Origin of the sequence: Fictibacillus sp. 7GRE50 (genome assembly GCF_015903875.1) — a bacterium.
Classification (GTDB): domain Bacteria; phylum Bacillota; class Bacilli; order Bacillales; family Fictibacillaceae; genus Fictibacillus; species Fictibacillus phosphorivorans.
The window spans coordinates 63108-80972 of the sequence record NZ_JACZDW010000005.1; the positions used below are offsets into that span (position 1 = coordinate 63108).

The 17865-nt window shown below is 39.4% G+C and carries 21 protein-coding genes; 3 read left to right on the top strand and 18 right to left on the bottom strand.

What is annotated here, in order from left to right; all coding sequences use genetic code 11:
- Window positions 1–82: 82 nt before the first annotated feature.
- The 3 genes from IHV12_RS18820 to IHV12_RS18830 all read right to left on the bottom strand — a co-directional run bounded on the left by IHV12_RS18820 (window position 83) and on the right by IHV12_RS18830 (window position 1619).
- On the bottom strand, window positions 83–538 hold the full coding sequence (locus IHV12_RS18820) for a threonine/serine exporter family protein (RefSeq protein WP_137791495.1): 456 nt from the start codon (window positions 536–538) through the stop codon (window positions 83–85).
- 15 nt (window positions 539–553) lie between these two features.
- Window positions 554–1315 (bottom strand): threonine/serine exporter family protein, encoded by a 762-nt coding sequence (locus IHV12_RS18825; protein ID WP_191754508.1) that lies wholly within the window; start codon window positions 1313–1315, stop codon window positions 554–556.
- A 142-nt stretch (window positions 1316–1457) separates the two neighbouring features.
- A complete protein-coding gene (locus tag IHV12_RS18830) occupies window positions 1458–1619 on the bottom strand; it encodes a hypothetical protein (RefSeq protein WP_197132532.1) in 162 nt (53 codons plus the stop codon).
- A gap of 91 nt (window positions 1620–1710) precedes the next feature.
- Here IHV12_RS18830 and IHV12_RS18835 point away from each other — a divergent pair, with 91 nt between their 5' ends.
- The gene (locus tag IHV12_RS18835; RefSeq protein ID WP_197132529.1) at window positions 1711–2673 is read left to right on the top strand and encodes a LacI family DNA-binding transcriptional regulator; all 963 of its coding nucleotides are present in this window, start codon (window positions 1711–1713) and stop codon (window positions 2671–2673) included.
- A 252-nt stretch (window positions 2674–2925) separates the two neighbouring features.
- On the opposite strand, the gene IHV12_RS18840 is transcribed toward IHV12_RS18835, so the two are convergent.
- Genes IHV12_RS18840 through IHV12_RS18860 form a run of 5 tightly spaced genes read right to left on the bottom strand, consistent with a single transcriptional unit; the run spans window position 2926 to window position 6485 of the window.
- Window positions 2926–3348, bottom strand: coding sequence for a DUF6526 family protein (locus IHV12_RS18840; protein ID WP_197191873.1), 423 nt, complete (start codon window positions 3346–3348; stop codon window positions 2926–2928).
- 26 nt (window positions 3349–3374) lie between these two features.
- Entirely contained in the window at window positions 3375–4472 is a 1098-nt protein-coding gene (locus tag IHV12_RS18845; RefSeq protein WP_197191874.1) for an ABC transporter permease, read from the bottom strand.
- Window positions 4469–5395, bottom strand: a complete 927-nt coding sequence (locus tag IHV12_RS18850) for an ABC transporter ATP-binding protein (protein WP_197191875.1) — start codon at window positions 5393–5395, stop codon at window positions 4469–4471. Before IHV12_RS18850 ends, IHV12_RS18845 begins: the two co-directional genes overlap by 4 nt.
- A gap of 23 nt (window positions 5396–5418) precedes the next feature.
- Window positions 5419–5748, bottom strand: coding sequence for an ArsR/SmtB family transcription factor (locus IHV12_RS18855; RefSeq protein ID WP_197191876.1), 330 nt, complete (start codon window positions 5746–5748; stop codon window positions 5419–5421).
- Between the two features lie 53 nt (window positions 5749–5801).
- On the bottom strand, window positions 5802–6485 hold the full coding sequence (locus IHV12_RS18860) for an SIMPL domain-containing protein (protein ID WP_197191877.1): 684 nt from the start codon (window positions 6483–6485) through the stop codon (window positions 5802–5804).
- A 67-nt stretch (window positions 6486–6552) separates the two neighbouring features.
- Here IHV12_RS18860 and IHV12_RS18865 point away from each other — a divergent pair, with 67 nt between their 5' ends.
- Window positions 6553–6765: a hypothetical protein gene (locus IHV12_RS18865; protein WP_197191878.1), complete on the top strand. Its 213-nt coding sequence runs from the start codon at window positions 6553–6555 to the stop codon at window positions 6763–6765.
- A 65-nt stretch (window positions 6766–6830) separates the two neighbouring features.
- On the opposite strand, the gene IHV12_RS18870 is transcribed toward IHV12_RS18865, so the two are convergent.
- A complete protein-coding gene (locus tag IHV12_RS18870; protein WP_197191879.1) occupies window positions 6831–7760 on the bottom strand; it encodes a dipeptidase in 930 nt (309 codons plus the stop codon).
- A gap of 126 nt (window positions 7761–7886) precedes the next feature.
- On the opposite strand from IHV12_RS18870, the gene IHV12_RS18875 reads away from it, so the two are divergent.
- Window positions 7887–9548 carry a glutamine--tRNA ligase/YqeY domain fusion protein gene (locus tag IHV12_RS18875; protein WP_197191880.1) on the top strand — a complete coding sequence of 554 codons (1662 nt, stop codon included), beginning with the start codon at window positions 7887–7889 and terminating at the stop codon, window positions 9546–9548.
- A gap of 204 nt (window positions 9549–9752) precedes the next feature.
- Here the strand turns inward: IHV12_RS18875 and IHV12_RS18880 are convergent, their stop codons facing one another.
- The 9 genes from IHV12_RS18880 to IHV12_RS18920 all read right to left on the bottom strand — a co-directional run bounded on the left by IHV12_RS18880 (window position 9753) and on the right by IHV12_RS18920 (window position 17865).
- Complete coding sequence (locus IHV12_RS18880) at window positions 9753–10289, bottom strand: M15 family metallopeptidase (protein WP_197191881.1); 537 nt, start codon at window positions 10287–10289, stop codon at window positions 9753–9755.
- A 46-nt stretch (window positions 10290–10335) separates the two neighbouring features.
- Window positions 10336–11676 carry an FAD-dependent oxidoreductase gene (locus IHV12_RS18885; protein ID WP_197191882.1) on the bottom strand — a complete coding sequence of 447 codons (1341 nt, stop codon included), beginning with the start codon at window positions 11674–11676 and terminating at the stop codon, window positions 10336–10338.
- A gap of 126 nt (window positions 11677–11802) precedes the next feature.
- A complete protein-coding gene (locus IHV12_RS18890) occupies window positions 11803–12636 on the bottom strand; it encodes an STAS domain-containing protein (protein ID WP_197132476.1) in 834 nt (277 codons plus the stop codon).
- Window positions 12637–12677: 41 nt separating this feature from the next.
- The gene (locus tag IHV12_RS18895; protein ID WP_197132473.1) at window positions 12678–12908 is read right to left on the bottom strand and encodes an excisionase family DNA-binding protein; all 231 of its coding nucleotides are present in this window, start codon (window positions 12906–12908) and stop codon (window positions 12678–12680) included.
- 90 nt (window positions 12909–12998) lie between these two features.
- The gene (locus tag IHV12_RS18900) at window positions 12999–14171 is read right to left on the bottom strand and encodes an MFS transporter (protein ID WP_197191883.1); all 1173 of its coding nucleotides are present in this window, start codon (window positions 14169–14171) and stop codon (window positions 12999–13001) included.
- 123 nt (window positions 14172–14294) lie between these two features.
- Window positions 14295–15470: a hypothetical protein gene (locus tag IHV12_RS18905; RefSeq protein WP_197191884.1), complete on the bottom strand. Its 1176-nt coding sequence runs from the start codon at window positions 15468–15470 to the stop codon at window positions 14295–14297.
- Window positions 15471–15484: 14 nt separating this feature from the next.
- Window positions 15485–16444 (bottom strand): PDR/VanB family oxidoreductase, encoded by a 960-nt coding sequence (locus tag IHV12_RS18910; protein ID WP_197191885.1) that lies wholly within the window; start codon window positions 16442–16444, stop codon window positions 15485–15487.
- Window positions 16445–16456: 12 nt separating this feature from the next.
- A complete protein-coding gene (locus IHV12_RS18915; RefSeq protein ID WP_197191886.1) occupies window positions 16457–16912 on the bottom strand; it encodes a dimethylamine monooxygenase subunit DmmA family protein in 456 nt (151 codons plus the stop codon).
- Entirely contained in the window at window positions 16909–17865 is a 957-nt protein-coding gene (locus IHV12_RS18920) for a heme-dependent oxidative N-demethylase family protein (protein ID WP_197191887.1), read from the bottom strand. The genes IHV12_RS18915 and IHV12_RS18920 overlap by 4 nt, the downstream gene beginning before the upstream one ends.

Sequence of the window (17865 nt, forward strand, 5' to 3'; positions counted from 1 at the left end):
ATAGTAGAATATAAGCATAAATAAATGTGCAATAAAAAAAACCACCTGATCATCAGATGGTTTTACATAACTATTATTAGGGTTAGTGTGTTTTGTTTACAATCGTCTTAAGCTTTGATTTCCGAATAATCTGGTTGATGACTTCAGAGAAAACAAGACCGATCGCAATAGAACCTGAAATCATAAAGGCTTTAGCAGCTAGATTAATTGCAAGATTATAATCATTCTCCACGAAGCTTCTCATTGCATTGTATGCAATACCGCCTGGTACTAAAGGAATGATGCCAGCTACGCTATATATGATAACGGGTGTCTTGTACTTTTTGGCAAAGTATTGTGAAGCGATAGCGATCGTAAACGATGCGATAACCGTTGCTAATACCATATCTACACCATTTGTTTCTAATAAAAAATAGAAAATCCATCCGATCATTCCTACTAATCCACAGTGAAACAGGGAGCGCTTCGGACCGTTAAAAATGATAACAAACGCTGCTGACGCTATAAAACTTGTAATGATCTGTTCAACAATTGTCATCGTGAACGCTCCTTCTTAAAAAAATGAAAAGATAACAGCGATTCCTGCACCTATTGCAAAAGCTGTTAAAAAAGCATCTGCGCCTTTAGCCAGGCCCGAGATAAGGTGTCCTGCCATTAAATCACGAACAGCATTCGTAATCAGCAAACCCGGTACCAAAGGCATAACGGACCCAATAATAATTTTGTCCAACTCACCACCAATTCCTGTCGAAACAAAGAAGAGAGCTTGTAATCCAATTAAAAGGGAAGCAGAAAACTCCGAGAAAAATTTTATAGGAACTAGCTGGTGAAAATAAAGCAGGGACAAGAACCCTAGTCCACCTGTGATAAAAGCGGGCAAAAAGTCTCTCCATTCCCCTTGAAACATGATTAGAAAACAGCCTGAAGAGACAGCTGCTGCTAATACGTGAATCCACAAAGAATAAGGAGAACCTGATGCACTAATCATTTTTAGCTCTTTATATGCTTCTTCGATCGTAAATTCACCAGCGCTGATTCTACGCGATATACCATTCACTTGTGCGACCTTCTCTAGATCTGTTGTTCGTTCGACAATTCGAATCAGCTTCGTCTTTGTAGGCTCATCACCTTCTACAGAAAAAAGAATTCCTGTTGGTGTTACGTAAGGGTGCGACTGATAAGCACCAAAAGAAGAAGCGATACGCATCATCGTATCCTCCACACGGTACGTTTCAGCTCCGCTTTGCAGCATAATTTTGCCTGCTAGTAGACAAACTGCCATTATGTCGTAGGTTTCTTGTTTCTCCATTTCCATTTAGCATACTCTCCAATTAATTACTTACCTTCATTCTACCCAAAAGTAGAGCGTTAATATTTTTACAGTTTAACTGATTGTGACTAATTTCGGCAATGGAGTTGAACAAGTTTACAGATGTTACTACAATAAATTTAATAGGTTAGTCACCATACACATCAAACAAATAACTGAACTGATCCTTTTTATCCCTTTTCTTTTGGGGCAGTCCGCTTTTTTCCTGAAGTGAAACTGTAAATGAAGACAGGGACAGGACTGAGAAGCACATAAAACTAAGACTAACGATGCCAGTTAAAATCACCATACGGCATACCTCCTTTTGGATATATACAAAGGGTATGGTATGAAACGCGTTTCAGAGCAAGAAAAACTTTTTTAAAAGAAAAGGTGAAGGCATGACCAACATAAGAGATATAGCAAAGATGGCCGGTGTTTCTGTTACGACAGTCTCCCGCGTGATCAATAATCATCCGTATGTAAGTGAGGAAAAAGTATCAGCCGTTAAAGCTGCTATGAAAAAGTTCAATTATCACCGTAACATCAACGCCGTTCATCTGAGCAGAGGAAAGACGCACTTGATAGGTGTAGTCGTCCCTTTCTCTAACCACCCTTATTTTGGTTTATTGATCGAGGGAATCGCGAACGCAGCATTGAACCACAACTATAAGCTTGCTCTTATTCAAACCAATTATGAAGAAGCGAAAGAAATGGAAGCTTTAAGGATGCTTGAAGATAAGCAGATTGATGCACTGATCATCTGCTCTAGGATCTGTGAGTGGGACGTCATTGAAAGTTACAGAAAGTATGGACCAATCGTCCTTTGTGAAGATTCAAGAAACGATAAGATCTCTACTACATTTATTGATCACTATAAAACATTTACAATGGCTCTAGATTATCTGTACAAAAAAGGGCATCACCATATTGGCTACACGATTGGGAGACAGACTGGAACTAACAGCAAGCAACGAGATGCTGCTTATAAAGAATTTCTAACAAGGTATTCCTTACGTTATGAACCAAATTATATTTTCACAAGCCGTTTCGATGTAGAAGATGGGGTCAGTGTGGTAGAGAATTTATTGGATATGAAAAATCGTCCGACCGCTTTACTTGTCACGAGTGATCAAGTAGCTGCAGGAATCTTAACAGCATGCAGAGAAAACGGTTTGTTTGTACCTGACGACGTCGCAATCATGAGCTTTGATAATCAACCCATCTCAAAAGTAATGCATATTACAACACTTGAAATACCTTTTGTTGAAGTCGGCAAAAAACTTTTTCAGCAAGCATTGAACGGTCAGGAAGTTTCGCATGAAGAGATCCAGGTACGATTGATCGAGAGGAAGACGGTTTAAAGGGAATAATTCTCCATGCTTTTATTCTTTCTATTGTAATAGTACTTTTATCGGTGAAAGATCAGTTCGATTTTCTCTATTCATTGAAACAACTTCTGGATATACCATTTAGTAGTTTACATCATCGGCAATTTTTCCTAACTGTAATTCTCTATATTGCTAAACGTCTTCTGAGTGTTCAATCCTATTCACTACACCATTACTCAAATAGAAAAACCTGCAGAAGTTATACAACTTCTGCAGGTTTTTCTACTAGATTCTATAATAATCGGCTTTCCAGTTCGAAATCGCTTCTTTTATTTCCTTTGGTTTCATGTTCTCAGCTGCTGCTTTCTCAGCCAGAAGTGGAAGTTCCTCGTCTGGTGCGAATCGAAGGGCTACGATCTGCCCTGCAGTAAGTCTTACATCCAACAACTTTCCTGTTAAAACATAATAGCGCAAGTTCTCTTCTGCACGGATTGCTCGATCTTGAGCTTTTAATGGGTACATGCGAAGTAAAGCAAACGTCACTAACAGGCTGAGAGACATCACGATTAATATTACGCCTAGGAACTTATCTTCTGCTTTAACCAGATAAACAATGCTTGTAATTAGTCCTCCAAGCACAAGCAATGAAAGTACATAATGATAGATGGGATGCATCCGTGCATGATTGTTATAATTTTGTGTATTCATTTCGTTCTCCTCTTTCTGTTATTTATCTATTCCCACTTAAACGTAAAACTTGCTACGATAAACGCTCCGATTAACCAGCCTCCTAGAATCAGCGCTTCCATACCGAGATCTAAGAACGAAGCTCCAACGTTCATCGTCTCACGAAGAGCATGGCTTAAGTGAGCGATCGGTAGAATTTGTACAAACGGCTGCAAAAACTCGGGCATGTCTCGTATCGGAAAGAATACTCCTCCTAAAAACAGCATCGGAAACGATAGAAAACCAGCAATCGGTCCAGCACTCTCAGGAGTCTTGGCAATACCTGCGATGATAAAACCGATTGCCATAAAGGCTAACGTCCCAAGGGTTACAAACGCAATTACGGTTAACCACGAACCTCTCACTTCAATGCCGAACGCCGCCCAAGCGACAGCTAATACAATCATCGCTTGCAAACCGTTCAGCATAAAACGAGCGGTAATTTGCGCCGCAATAAATGTAGATGCTTTTAGTGTTGTTCCTTGCATACGCCGTAAGATTCCTCGTTCACGCCATGACGAGATCTGGCCTGCCACACCATTCATGTTGTTGCTCATGATCATCATCGCCACGATTCCCGGTACTAGGAAGTCGATGTAACGAAGGTTCAGTGCTTCTACACCTTTTGACTCTGTTACAACAACAGGCTCGTAATTCAAAGATTTTTTACTGATCGTATCAACTGCATTATCAACAAGCTGAAGTCCGACTTGGGACATCGCCATGTTCGTTTCATTATAGTAAACAGGCAGTTTGAACGGATCTGCTTTATTTTCTGCAGAAAGATTTTCACCATAGCCTTTTGGAATAGTAACTACGAGCGTTAGGTCACCTTGTTTTAGCTGACTTAACACATCTTTTTCGTTTGAACTTTTTTCAAGAGATACCGCTTCGTTTTTTTCTATTTCTTTCACTAAGTTCTTTGATTGTTCACTCTTATCCTGATCAACAACAGCTGCCGTAATGGAAACGCCATTACCGTTTCCTAAGAATGAACCTAACATAACCATCAGTACGATCGGAAAGGCAAGGGTCCAGAACAGTACTTGTCTGTTTCTAAGGAAGATGCGAAGCTGCGCGAGTGTTAGTAAGTAGTATGATTTCATCCTTCTCTTAACCTTCTTCCTGTCATGTGGATAAACACATCTTCAAGTGTTGCCGTTCTCGTTTGGAGATCGACAAGCTTCAACTGTTTTTCAGAAGCAATAGCGATTAAACTCGTTAAAGTCTTCTGTAGATCATCTGTATAGAGAACGTGTACATCTTTCTGACTGCCCACCTGCTTCACTCCATCAATCTCTGATAAAACAATATCTACTTCATCGTTAAACTTAAATTCAACTGCGCTATCCGACTGAAGATTTCTCACAAGTTCACTAGGCGTATCGAGAGCTATTAGCTTTCCTTGGTCCATAATGGCGATACGATCGCATAGCACGTGTGCCTCATCCATGTAATGAGTCGTCAGTACAACGGTTTTGCCACGTTCCTTCAATCGTAAAATAATGTCCCATAACGTACGGCGTGCTTGTGGGTCGAGTCCAGTCGTAGGTTCGTCCAAGAAAATAATCTGCGGATCGTGCACGAGTGCAAGCGCGATCGCAAGTCTCTGCTTTTGGCCACCAGACAAACCTTTTATTCTGCTATTCTTTTTCTCTGTTAAAAGCATGTCATCAATTAGTTCAGGAATCGAAATATGTTCGCGGTAAAAACTGCCGTAAAGATGAAGAATCTCATCTACGGTCAATAGCTCAAAAAGAGTTGTAGATTGAAGCTGTACACCGATTACTTCTTTTACTTTATCAAGCTCTTTTGTAATATCGAATCCACCAACGATCGCTGTTCCTTCATCTGGTTTACGAAGACCTACTAACATCTCAAGTGTTGTCGTCTTCCCCGCTCCGTTCGGGCCCAGCAAACCAAACACCTCTCCATTATGTACAGAGAATTCACTTCCATCCACGGCAGTGAAATCTCCATATCGTTTCACAATCTTTTGCACCTTTATTATTTCATCCTGCGTTTCCATTGTTCACTCTCCAAGCATACGTTTCACTGCTTTTTTTGCTTGCTGCAGCAAAACATACCTTCAAATTTTGTCCAAAGCTCTTTAAGCGTAGAAATCCATTCACATGCTTCATCCATTGAATCCGGTTTTATCGCGTAATAGCGAAAACGTCCCTCTTTTCGGTGTGTGACAAGACCTGCATTCTCTAAAACTTTCAAATGCTTTGAGATCGCAGGCAGCGACATATCAAAAGGCTGGGCTAACTCTTGCACACTCCTTTCTCCTTTTGATAGCTGCTCGATGATCGTACGCCGAGTCGAATCAGATAGAACTGAAAATACATCATTTAAATTATCCGCGTTATATTTAACCATTTGGTTAAGTATAATGTGACACATATTCACCTGTCAATTTACACCTGTCCTTCCTAACTATACGTGTATTGGATCTTGACAGAGGCTGTGATCTTATTCTCGCCTGGCTGTATAGGGGTTTCCGTACTTTGTGCATACATTACGGCTTGAAACGGAACAGGTCTAGGAGGTAAGGATTGAGATACCTCTTGAACGTTGAGCGGTACCGGCCGAAGTGTAACTTGTAATGCCCTTGCCATCGAAATAGCTTTTTGTTGAGCATTCTGAATTGCTAGTGACATCGCTTGATTATAAAAGGCATCTGGGTTTGAAACGGTGAATTGAATGGACGATACAGAGTTAGCTCCGTTCGCTACCGCTTGATCGATTGCCTGACCTGTTTGCCGAATATCTTTTACCGTGACCTGCAGCTGGTGCTCTACACGATATCCTCTAAATTGTTGCTGTCCATTTTCATAGTTATATTGAGGTTCAATTCGAAAACTAGAGGTTTGAATATCGCTTTGAGAAATACCTAGTGATATTAGTGTTCGAATAACAGAAGACGTTTTATCAGCGTTATCCTTTTGAGCCACACTTAAATTTTGGTTTTCTGTAATGACTCCTATTGTAAGCAGAGCTCGATCTGGCACAGCAGAAACAGAGCCTTCACCCGATACAATTAGGCGATTCATCATTGTGAGGTCGTCTTGGTGCCTCATTCCTGTATTTTGAAAACCTGGATGATTGTAATACATATACAGACTCCTTCCGCTTACTTGTTCTATATAAGCTATGAGAGTTTATAGGAGAAAAGAAGAGCATATGAAGTGGGCTTTTGTGGGAGTTTTGCTAGGTAAAGATGACTTATGCTCGGTCGTGTGGTTTTATGATCGTTCACGGGACGGTTATGCTCGTTCACGTGGTTTTATGATCGTTCGTGAAGATTTATGCTCGGTGACGGACTTTTATAATCGTTCCCGAAGACTTATGCTCGCTTATAAATCGTTCGCGGCAATTACGCTCGTTCGCAGCTAGCACTACTATCCTTCTCCATAGAAAAAAGCTGACATCCCAGGAGAAAGCCAGCCTTACCTTACAAACTATATTTTAGAAATAAAATTCAAGAAGTTTTGAGACGCAAATCCACGGACTTCTTCTTCAGAATAATGCTTCAATAACTCATTGATTAAGTTTTGAGTCATAGATGCATCTTCTAAACCTGTAATAAGTTGCGAGATGCCGTCAAAATCAGAGCCGAGCCCAATTTGTCTTACCCCGCCAAGTCCACAAAAATGGTCGATGTGCTTAATTAAGTCAACAATACTTGCTGATCCTTCATTGTTCGTAAATGGCGGGTTATACACAACGTGCACCACTCCACCTTTACCAAACATCTCTTTTGCCATCTCATCCGTCATGTTACGCGGATGGTCACACAATACGCGTGAATTAGAATGGCTGGCAAGCGGATAATCGGCAATTTCCATCACATCCCAAAAAGCGCGATCACATAAATGAGATACATCGGTTAAAATTTTATTTTTATTATTGAACGCTACAATTTCTTTTCCAAACACCGTCAGACCAGCTCCACGCGGTTCTTGTGCACCATCAGCTGCAAGATTTGCGTGATTCCATGTTAGACCGATCAAAAGAACACCGAGTTGATGCAGGATGCTTAACTTCGTGAGATCGTCCCCAATCGCGTCCACTCCTTCAAGCGTAAGCACTGCTCCAATTTCTCCATCCTTCAATGCTTGAAAGTCATTCCAGTTCTTCAAATGCTTCATCTCTGGATTTTTACCAAGAACCTCTTTATAAAAATAATCCACTTGTTGAAGAGCAGATTGGAACTTTTGATCACTAGGAATAAAAGGCTCAATAAAAATCGCAAAGAACTGAACGTTCACTTTTCCTTTTTGCAGTCGTTTCTTATTTGTCGCAAGCTGTGGCGCATCTGCATAACTCAGCCTGCCGTCCGTTTCCCATAGTTTTAATAATGCATCGCAATGCAAGTCAATGACATTCATGTTGATCCCACCATTTCTTTGTTAAATAATCTCCATATCCCTAAAAGAATACGTTTAGTTAAAATTTATTTTTGTTATAATGTAAAGTATATCTTAGTTTACATATAAGGAAAGGCTTGATACGGGATGGAGAATAGTTCTTCTAATTTTATTAAAACAATCATCCAAAACGATCTGGAATCCGGAAAGCATAAGAAAATCATTACTCGTTTTCCTCCAGAACCAAATGGATATCTTCATATTGGACATGCAAAATCAATCGTAATCAATTTTGGACTTGCGGACGAGTTTGGCGGAGAAACAAATCTGCGCTTTGATGATACGAACCCATTAAAAGAAGACCAAGAATACGTTGATGCGATTAAGAACGACGTCGAGTGGCTTGGGTTTGAATGGGAGAACCTTCGCTTTGCTTCTGATTACTTTGAAGAAATGTATGCGCGTGCTGTGCTTTTAATTAAAAAAGGAAAAGCATATGTTGATGACCTTACTGCTGATGAGATTCGTGAGTACCGCGGAACGTTGACAGAGCCAGGTAAAGAAAGTCCTTATCGCAACCGTTCTGTTGAAGAGAACTTAGATCTATTCGATCGCATGCGTAAAGGCGAGTTCGAGAACGGTCAAAAAGTACTTCGTGCGAAGATCGACATGAGTTCACCTAATATTAACTTACGTGACCCAGTCATTTATCGTGTCTCTCACGCAACTCATCACAATACAGGTGATACGTGGTGCATCTATCCAATGTATGCATTTGCTCATCCGATTGAGGATGCGATCGAAGGCGTTACACATTCGCTTTGTACAACAGAATTTGAAGATCAACGCCCTCTTTACAACTGGGTTGTGGAAGAGTGTGAGATGAATAGCCAGCCACAGCAGATCGAATTCGGCCGCCTAGGATTGACGAATACGGTAATGAGTAAACGTAAGCTTAAGCAGCTGGTAGACGAAGGCTATGTAGATGGATGGGATGATCCACGTATGCCGACAATCTCTGGATTACGCCGTAAAGGCTACACGCCTGAGTCAATTGTTGAGTTTGTAAAAGCAGCTGGTGTTTCTAAAGGGTCTGGTGTAACCGACACAGCGATGCTTGAACACTTTATCCGCGAAGATCTTAAAGTAAAAGCACCTCGTACGATGGGTATTGTTGATCCATTAAAAGTGGTCATCACAAACTACCCTGAAGGACAGGTTGAAATGTTAGATGCTGAGATCAACCCAGAGAATCCTGAAATGGGATCACGTCAGATTCCGTTCTCGCGTGAAATCTATATCGAGCGTGAAGACTTTATGGAAGATCCTCCGAAAAAGTATTTCCGTCTCTTCCCTGGTAACGAAGTACGCTTAAAGCATGCTTACTTCATTAAATGCGAAGATTTCATAAAAGATGAAAACGGTCATGTCGTTGAACTACATTGTACGTATGATGTGGAGACGAAATCCGGCTCAGGTTTTACAGGCCGTAAAGTAAAAGGTACACTTCACTGGGTTGAAGCGACACAAGCCGTACCTGCAGAATTCCGTATTTATGAGCCACTCATCTCTGATGAAGATATGGAAAAGGAAGAAGATAGCGAGGGCAAGACATTCTTGGATTACGTGAACAAAGATTCTCTTATCGTAAAACAAGGATTTATTGAAGCAAACATGAAGGACGCGAAACCTCAAGATAAGTTCCAGTTCTTCCGTCATGGCTACTTCAATGTTGATCCGAAGCATACAACTGATGAAAAAATTGTGTTTAACGAAATTGTTTCACTGAAGAGTTCGTTTAAGCTTTAAATCATAATAATGAAAGAAGGGCTTCCAGCTGTGGAGACCCTTCTTTTCTTATTAGGCCCTAAAAATGAGTTTATAGGCCCTTCAAATCCATTTATAGGCCTTCATAAATTTTTATAGACCGTTACAAGATATTTATAGTCCTTGAAATTAATTTATAGGCTTTTCGACAAATAACCTCAATTATTACTTAATTCCCAGCTTAGCTCATTGAACTTTTTTATTGTTGGGTGGTCTTTCCCCATACCGCAACTCCCGAATACTCAACCCAAAGTCCATCTCGAGGTGCGGGTAATCCTTAAAACCAGCCCAATCTCCACCCCACTCGAAACCTAAATCTTTGGCAATCGCAACCACTTCCATCCAATCCGACTGTCCATTCCCATTGTCATCTCGTTCAAGATCCCAGACGACAGAATCATCATCCAGTTTAAGAGCAAAATCAATCGCTAGACCGTAGTTATGATAAGATTCGCCACCTTCTACATGAGTCACAATGGTTCCTTCTCTTGAACGGCCTTGTTCATACAGCCGATCCTGTTCTGCTGCGGATCGAAAATCATCTGTTATTACAATATTAATTCCTTTTTCGGACGCTTTTTGTATTAAAAGATCACGGTTCTCTGCCACGATCGGATGCAATTCAGTAGGCAGTGGTGTGTTCCTCTTTTTCCATTCCAATGTGATCAGATAAAAGATAGATGCAAGGATCGCGAGAAACAGTATACTTTTGAATATTTTCAATGAAACAAACTCCTTTTGTCATGCAGCACTCTACCTACATTTTATATCAACGAATGGATTGCGGAAAAGCAAACACTCTTTTAGGATCGTATTTTTGATTGATCCGCTGAAGTTTCTCCACATTTCTGCCAAAGTACTCTATTTCATAGTCTTTCAATTCGTTGTATGGAAAATTAACAAATGACCCTTTCGTGATCGTCTTCAAATATCTGAACCTTTTTTCCACCCATCTTCTATTTTCTTCTGCGACGGCCGGATCTTCCCATACGGATTGAATGCCTAAGATATAACGTGCTTTTCGGTAATAAAAAGCAGACTCTGTTTTACCAACATTTCGAATCTGACCTCCCATCGCATACACAGTGAGTGCTGCAAACACGGAACCTTCCGCACGCTTTTTCACAAGATTCACGATTGCTTCCACTTCTTCTCGATCGTATTCCTTGTATACGAAGCGTCCGGTCGATTTAAACTTTTCATATGGCGGATAGGTAGACTGTACCTCCGTGACAGCTTCTAAAAATGTTAAAGATTTAGCATTGATTTGAAATCCGTCTATTTTTCTATATACATCTAACAGTTTCAATGCTTCTTCCTTCGTTCCATAAAAAAATCCCCTACCAAAGATAGCAAGTCCCTCAGACACAGCGTTATACATGCTAGCATTCAAACACATTCGTTCATCTAAATTTACAAGCCACTTCTGCCATATTCGCAAGAACTTGCCTAGCTCTTTTGTTGTGGCACTGGGCTTATATAGCTCAAACAATGTCACTTGTTCAATTTTAGGTGGCAGTTTGAACGTCATAGAAACGACAACTCCAAAGTTACCTCCTCCTGCACCTTTGCATGCCCAAAACAGATCACTATTTTCTGTTTCATTCACTTTTAAAATTTCACCTCTGTAGTTGATTAACTCTAGTTCCACCAAGCTGTCACAACCTAAACCGAATAATCGACTAGAAAAACCCCATCCTGCACCAAGTACAAAACCACTTACGCCTACAGTCGGACACGTTCCTCCTGGAAAAGGGTATCCTCTAGAACCTACCGCTTGATAGAGATCTTTGTTCTGAATCCCTCCTTGAACGGTAACAGTTCCTTCCTCTTCATTAAAAGCCACACCATTTAATCGACTGATATCTATGACCAAAACACCATTACCCGTCGAATAACCTTCATAGTGATGACCTCCTGATCGGATTCGAATATCTTTACAATACTTTTGTGCCCAAAGAATGGCAGAGCTCACATCTCCATATTCAGAACAATAGACAATAACACTAGGGAATTTTTGAATGGCTCTGTTCCATTCTTGACGTGCAGTGTCATATTGCGGATCATTCGGTAAAATTATTTCCCCCGTTAAACCTTGAAAGATATCCATCCTCAACACCCTTTTAAGAAAATGAATTACATTTTTAAGTTTATGAGAAGGTGGCATGGCCCAATTCTGATATACGAAAATAATAAAAGACCAGGTTCCCCTGGTCTTCATTCACTCATGTATTCGTTATTGTTGTGAACCGATCGCTTGAGCGAGGTTCGATTTAATGGAAACTTTCTCAAAGGATAAACCTAATTGAATAGCGGTCATTGCAATTTCAGGTCGGATGCCAGACAAGGTTGACTTTACTCCGATCAGACCAAGCGTTTCAATAAGAGAGAAAATCTGCTGAGCGACCATCGTATCAATAATTAGTACACCAGAGAGATCGATAAAAAGATGTGTGATCTCTTTTTCGGTACACTGCTCGAGCGTATTTTCAACAATGTACTTTGCTCTTTGTGTATCGATCACACCAATTAAAGGCAACAGGCCCATATGATTATTCAGTGCGATGACAGGTGAGCTTAGCTCGTTGATCATCTCTTGCTGCGCGATTAATTTCTCTTCGCTATACTTTTGGTTTTCTTCAACAAACCATGTCACAATTTTATTAAATGTTTCAATAATAATCTCGTTCCAAGCATCGATGATGGTTTGAGGATATTCACCTTGATGAATATTAACAAATTCTTGAACCAGATTTAAATACTGTTTTTGTACATTGAAGAATTCTTTCATGATCACTGTAACAGGTGTGTTTAAATGCTCATCATCTTGAGCAATCATAAGCACCCATCTTTCAAAGTCTTTTAGAAATTTACTTTCTTCTGTAACAAAAACCTCACAAAAATGTTCATGAAATTCATGATTTTGCTGTTTAAGCGTTTCGATCGTCTTGGGATTTGTGGAAGCGTATACCCCCGTGGCCTTTGATTTATCAATTGATTGGTACCAATCTTCCGTCAACTGCCATGTTTTTTCAATTAAAAAAGAATGCAGTGCCTTATCTCTATGCATCTCTTTTCCACTCTCCCCATCTACCCTAATTTATCATTGCTCTAATCTTCGTCTTTTGCATCCCAATCTTCTGGAATGGGTTCACTCAAGTACTCCTCAACCATTTTCTTATATTTTTCTAACTGTTCAAAATGAGTATTGAACTGTTCTTTGTTAATAAGATGCTGGTTACCGTCAAAAATGGTACGGATTTTATTCTGCTGAACTAAGCTTTCAACTGCCGCTTCAGGCATCGATAAGTATTCAGCCGTTTCTTTTATTGTAAGATACATACTCATACATCCTGTCTAACTTTTGTTTAATCTTAGCTTACAGCAAGTACGGTATGGATTCAATATACCCTAAATAATAGCTTCTAAAATCTAATTGAAGGATTTTTTATTTTGTATTAAATGTTTTCTCATTAAAATGATAAAAAGGAGTAGGAGTACATCTACAAATCCATATACCAAACCGTAACTACCAAGATGATAGAGAAAACTGCCTAACAGGGGTCCGATCGACATCCCCATGTATCTGAAAAAGTTATAAGCACCAATTGCTGTAGCACGATTGGCTTGGAACTCTTGTGTAAGGAGAGCTGTCTGTACGGGTAATGACATACCTAAGAATAGACCAAAGAATGAGATCGAAATGATCAATAAGATGAGCGAGACGTTTGAGACTAGGATAAACAACAATAAAGAAATGACGTTTAAAAAGGCAGAGTATACGATCACTTTTCGTTCATTGTATTTTCTCATTTTGCCGCCAATAAAGCTGCCCACTACGATGCCGAGAGATAATGGTAGAAATACTAGACCTTTTTGTTCTACAGACAATTCGTACCTTTCACTCATAATAGCAGGTAGGAACACTAGGAAGTTATACAGAGCGTAATACTGAATGAATCCTAAGCCGATCACAGTGTAACCGATACGGTTTTGCAAAATAGTAAGGAAATCTGAAAACCTAAAGTTCTGTTTCTTCGATGTACTTGGTTTTGTTTCGTGCAAAAAGATAAAATTTCCTGCAAAGATAATAAATCCAACACACATTAACGCAATAAAAATCATATGAAAATCGAACGAAGCACTTAAAAAGCCACCAACTACAGGACCTAAAACAGGGCCAAGCGAAACCATCATCTGAAATGTTCCCATCGGCTGAATCCGATCTTTCCCTTCGAACAGATCCCCAATAACAGTTACTGCTACAACAGAACCCGCAGCAATTCCGATGGCTTGCATAGAGCGAAACACTAAAAGAAATTCAATGGATGAAGAAAAATAACATCCGATCGTAGCCGCTAAGTAAATCAGGATACCTGTTAGCATCACTTTACGCCGTCCGATCGAATCCGTAAGTGGTCCATAGACCATCTGCATCAAAGCCAGGAAAATCGTATAGATCGAGATCGAAAAATTAACCAAGAAAGATGTTGTATGAAGTTCTTTCGTCACTTCAGGAATAAGAGGTACGTAGATCGTTTGAGAAAAAGGACCGAGAAACGCAGCAAGTGCAACAAGGTAGACTAACAATCTGCGGTGCTTCACAAATAAAAACTCCTAACATTTATAAAATAAAAAAGTCTGCTGAAAAAATTCAGTCAGACTTCCCTTACATTAACTTTTTAAATTATACACCTTGTGAAGCACTTTTAATAAGATTTAGCTTATTCAGGGTGTTAGCGTATCTTGTTCTTCCGATTCATTCATCTTTTCAATATCTTTTCGGTGTTTTTCATGATAAATGGCCGGTTTAAGTTCTCTAAGAATTACTGGCAAGAAGATAAGTACCGGTGACAGAAAACTGAAAAAGAAAATTTCAAACGATAAAGCCAGTGTAAACTTCTCTGAAACCTTACTAATAAGACCATCTACTGTATATGTTGCCACTATCCATGAAAAGATTGTAACAAACGCATATTGAATACAATGCTTAATATTGATGTGAGAAATCATGTAGATATAAATTGAGAAAAACAGTATGAATCCTGTGTAGAAATAAATACGAGAAGTTAATGTCAACATTTCATCCGATGTATATTCATTATGTAAGAAATAAATAAATAACGTCATCGCTAGAAATTGAACACTATAGATTGCCACTATGGGGATTCTAAATTTCACCAATTTGTTAGAAGCTAGTTTTTCCTTTGTTTCTGGTAAAGTATAATCATTAGGTTTTTCCCTAGTTACCCCTACATTTAAATCTTCTATAGAATATCTATAAAAATACGGTCTTCTATCTACTTCATCCATAACAACACTAAGATAGTCTTTTTGAGATACATACCTTAAATCATAATCCGTGATTTCAAGGGGAATTTCGTTCTCCCTCAAAGTTCTAAGCCATAAATGTATTTCCTCTTCGTCATGATGCGTAAATTTCATCACTTCCAACTTGCCCTTACCCGTTCGAAACAAAATATTAAAAGTTATATGCTTATTGTAAATCGTTTCAAATGATTCTATTGCAGACGGGCGAATGATGGAATGAGGCGAAAGTAAACACTTTTCCATATCTGAATATAGAATTTCTACTTTTAATGATTTTAGTGTATTGGTGTCGATAAAAGTTGTCACATACCCTGTGTCTGTAAGCTCTGAATCACTAACAATACTGGTTTGTGACTTTGTTTCCTTAATAATAAAAACTATGAGTGCAGTTAATATGACAACTGGTACAAGCATTACAAACGATACGACAGGATCTTCTTTTAAATTACGAATTACAAAATACAAACAAATGATTAAAAAGAAGGAAAGAAATACCGTTAGATGGATAGTCGTTTCTTTCCCCGCCTGACTCAATCTTGTCGTATATTTCCCATTCTTACCGTTAACCTCCATTGCTACCTCCTATACTATTTAATCTCAATGACCAGTTTATCTGATTTCGCACGTGATACACAGGGAATCAAACAATTATTTGCGACTTTTTGTTCATCACTGAGAAATGAATCATAATGATGAACTTCTCCCTCTATCATAGAGAGTTCACAAGTGCCACAACGACCAATTTGGCAGGAATATGGAGCATTGATACCATGTTTATGGAGCGCTTCTAGTATCGTTTCCGTTTTGGATACGTTTATCGTAGCTCCATTAAGAACCTTAACTTGAAATGCATTTAAGACCTTAGGCTTTGGCGGGCTAAAACGTTCAAAATGAACACATGAATGCGGATAGCCCATCTCTATTGCGGATGTCCTAAACTGCTCAATAAAGCCTTCAGGTCCACAAAGATAAACATGCGTTCCGATCGGATGGTTTTCTAAGGAGGCGGTTTGCAAACGTTGTTGTTGATCGGAAAAATAAAAGTGGCTTTGATTAGGATAGTGTTTTTTTATGTATGTATAAAATGCACAGTTATCCTCAGATTTAAAGGCGTAATGAAGTTCAAAGGTTTGTCCGTTAACTGAGAAATCCTGCATCATAGAAAGGAATGGGGTAATCCCGATGCCTGCCGCGTAAAATACGTGATGTCTCGCTTTAAAGCTAAGAGAAAAATGATTCTTGGGGTAACTGATTTGAAGTCGATCACCGACTTTCATTCCCTGATGCCAGTAGAGTGAACCACCTTTAGAATCCTCACATAATCGCACAGCAATTTCATATTTCGTACGATCGTCGGGATGACTCACTAAAGAGTATTGCCTTACAACAAGTCCTGACGGTGTTTTTAAGTAAGTAGAAACATGTGCACCTCCACTAAATCTTGGAAGTCCCTTTCCCGTTTCTTGGGACAGCGTAAACTTCTTAACCTGCTTCGTTATCTTTTCTATAGATGAAACCCGTACAAATAAATTAGGTTCAATAGACAAATAGACTCCCTCCTAACTTGTAGCTGGATAGCCTAAAAATGCATGGTGTAGTTCAGAATAGTGGTCTGACACTTCAAGCTTTAATTCACATTGATGGCAAGTTAATTCGGTAAGTTGTTCTTCTGCTCTGTTCAGTTCATGACAACGGCAACAGAAAACGCGAATCCACTTCTCGCCATAACCAATAAATTGTGACTCATCCCTCGAAAAACCGATACGAGCTGCCATCGTTTGTACGATATGAAGTTCAGAATACGGTAACACTACATAAAGGAAGGTTCCCATTTTTTGCTTTCTTAGAAAATCTTCTAGGAACGGCCAAGTTTTAGTAGAAAGGTGATACCACTCATAAGCCAACTTCTCTTTCTTCACATGTTCGAACACACTGCTTAAAACTCTTAATCCATGTTCATCTGAACAAAATATATATTTTCTTTTTCCTTCAATGAAGACCGCATCCATACTCATAACGTCTTCAGCTGTTGGAGCTGACCTTGTAAATACTCCAACACAGCTTTTTTATAAGTAGAGATTCCTTTGTATTCAACAATATGTGTGGGAAGTTCGGACAGGATTTCGTAAAATTGCTGCAGCCATTCTCTGTTTGTTGATAGTTGTTCAAGGGACAGCAAATGTGTGTGAATGGAAAAGAGAATGCTATTCGTTCTTGGCAGTCTGAATAACTTCTGCACCTCTACGCGTATATGAACAAGCTCACCTGCGTTCTCACTTGTGACCTGTTTACGGAGACGCCCCCACTGATCAAAGGTTTCAAGAGATGTATCAAGTCGATCACCTGCCATAAGCGACCAATTCAAACGTTCCCAAGGTGTTCCGGCTTCAAGCCTCATTAGAAATTGTAGAATTCGTTGATCTAGCCCCTCTTCCTTAAACCGAGGGATGGGATGATGAATGTTTTTAAATTTCATTCCTATGTTAAAAGCGAGAGACCAGTTAGCAGGAAAACAAAGCTGTCCTGCATCCAAATACAGATCATCGTCACGCTGTCTCATATAAATAAGATCTTCTTGCACATGATGACTAATAAAGAATAACGGTTCACATGAAAGAGAGTTTTCATCACCAAAGATAAATTCTACTTTTTCGTCCAATATCTTATTGAAAAAAATCCAACTATTATTCTCTTTCTCTACTGAAAAATGTTGTGGGTATTGTGAAACTAAGTGATCGATCACGAGCTCAACAATCTCCCACTGCCCTATAATAGAATGTGGCAGCGATTGATAACAACGCTCGGGGTGATCACTTAATAATTTCCGCTTTAATAGCATCTCTTTTTTGTAGCTCGGGGTAACTTCTATGCAAAAAGGCTGTTTCATGGGGATTGAATTGTTGGAATAACGATACGTTGAATCTTTAAACGGATAAGGAAAATGTGCAAGATCACCTGTCCATTTCAT

Coding starts and splice junctions, on each gene's coding strand:
- IHV12_RS18835 (WP_197132529.1), top strand. CDS start 1,711: ATGACCAACATAAGAGATATAGCAAAGATGGCCGGTGTTTCTGTTACG.
- IHV12_RS18820 (WP_137791495.1), bottom strand. CDS start 538: ATGACAATTGTTGAACAGATCATTACAAGTTTTATAGCGTCAGCAGCG.
- IHV12_RS18895 (WP_197132473.1), bottom strand. CDS start 12,908: ATGTATCTTACAATAAAAGAAACGGCTGAATACTTATCGATGCCTGAA.
- IHV12_RS18865 (WP_197191878.1), top strand. CDS start 6,553: ATGAAGTGGGCTTTTGTGGGAGTTTTGCTAGGTAAAGATGACTTATGC.
- IHV12_RS18860 (WP_197191877.1), bottom strand. CDS start 6,485: ATGTATTACAATCATCCAGGTTTTCAAAATACAGGAATGAGGCACCAA.
- IHV12_RS18845 (WP_197191874.1), bottom strand. CDS start 4,472: ATGAAATCATACTACTTACTAACACTCGCGCAGCTTCGCATCTTCCTT.
- IHV12_RS18825 (WP_191754508.1), bottom strand. CDS start 1,315: ATGGAAATGGAGAAACAAGAAACCTACGACATAATGGCAGTTTGTCTA.
- IHV12_RS18905 (WP_197191884.1), bottom strand. CDS start 15,470: ATGGAGGTTAACGGTAAGAATGGGAAATATACGACAAGATTGAGTCAG.
- IHV12_RS18830 (WP_197132532.1), bottom strand. CDS start 1,619: ATGGTGATTTTAACTGGCATCGTTAGTCTTAGTTTTATGTGCTTCTCA.
- IHV12_RS18855 (WP_197191876.1), bottom strand. CDS start 5,748: ATGGTTAAATATAACGCGGATAATTTAAATGATGTATTTTCAGTTCTA.
- IHV12_RS18890 (WP_197132476.1), bottom strand. CDS start 12,636: ATGCATAGAGATAAGGCACTGCATTCTTTTTTAATTGAAAAAACATGG.
- IHV12_RS18870 (WP_197191879.1), bottom strand. CDS start 7,760: ATGAATGTCATTGACTTGCATTGCGATGCATTATTAAAACTATGGGAA.
- IHV12_RS18885 (WP_197191882.1), bottom strand. CDS start 11,676: ATGGATATCTTTCAAGGTTTAACGGGGGAAATAATTTTACCGAATGAT.
- IHV12_RS18875 (WP_197191880.1), top strand. CDS start 7,887: ATGGAGAATAGTTCTTCTAATTTTATTAAAACAATCATCCAAAACGAT.
- IHV12_RS18840 (WP_197191873.1), bottom strand. CDS start 3,348: ATGAATACACAAAATTATAACAATCATGCACGGATGCATCCCATCTAT.
- IHV12_RS18850 (WP_197191875.1), bottom strand. CDS start 5,395: ATGGAAACGCAGGATGAAATAATAAAGGTGCAAAAGATTGTGAAACGA.
- IHV12_RS18915 (WP_197191886.1), bottom strand. CDS start 16,912: ATGAGTATGGATGCGGTCTTCATTGAAGGAAAAAGAAAATATATATTT.
- IHV12_RS18920 (WP_197191887.1), bottom strand. CDS start 17,865: ATGAAATGGACAGGTGATCTTGCACATTTTCCTTATCCGTTTAAAGAT.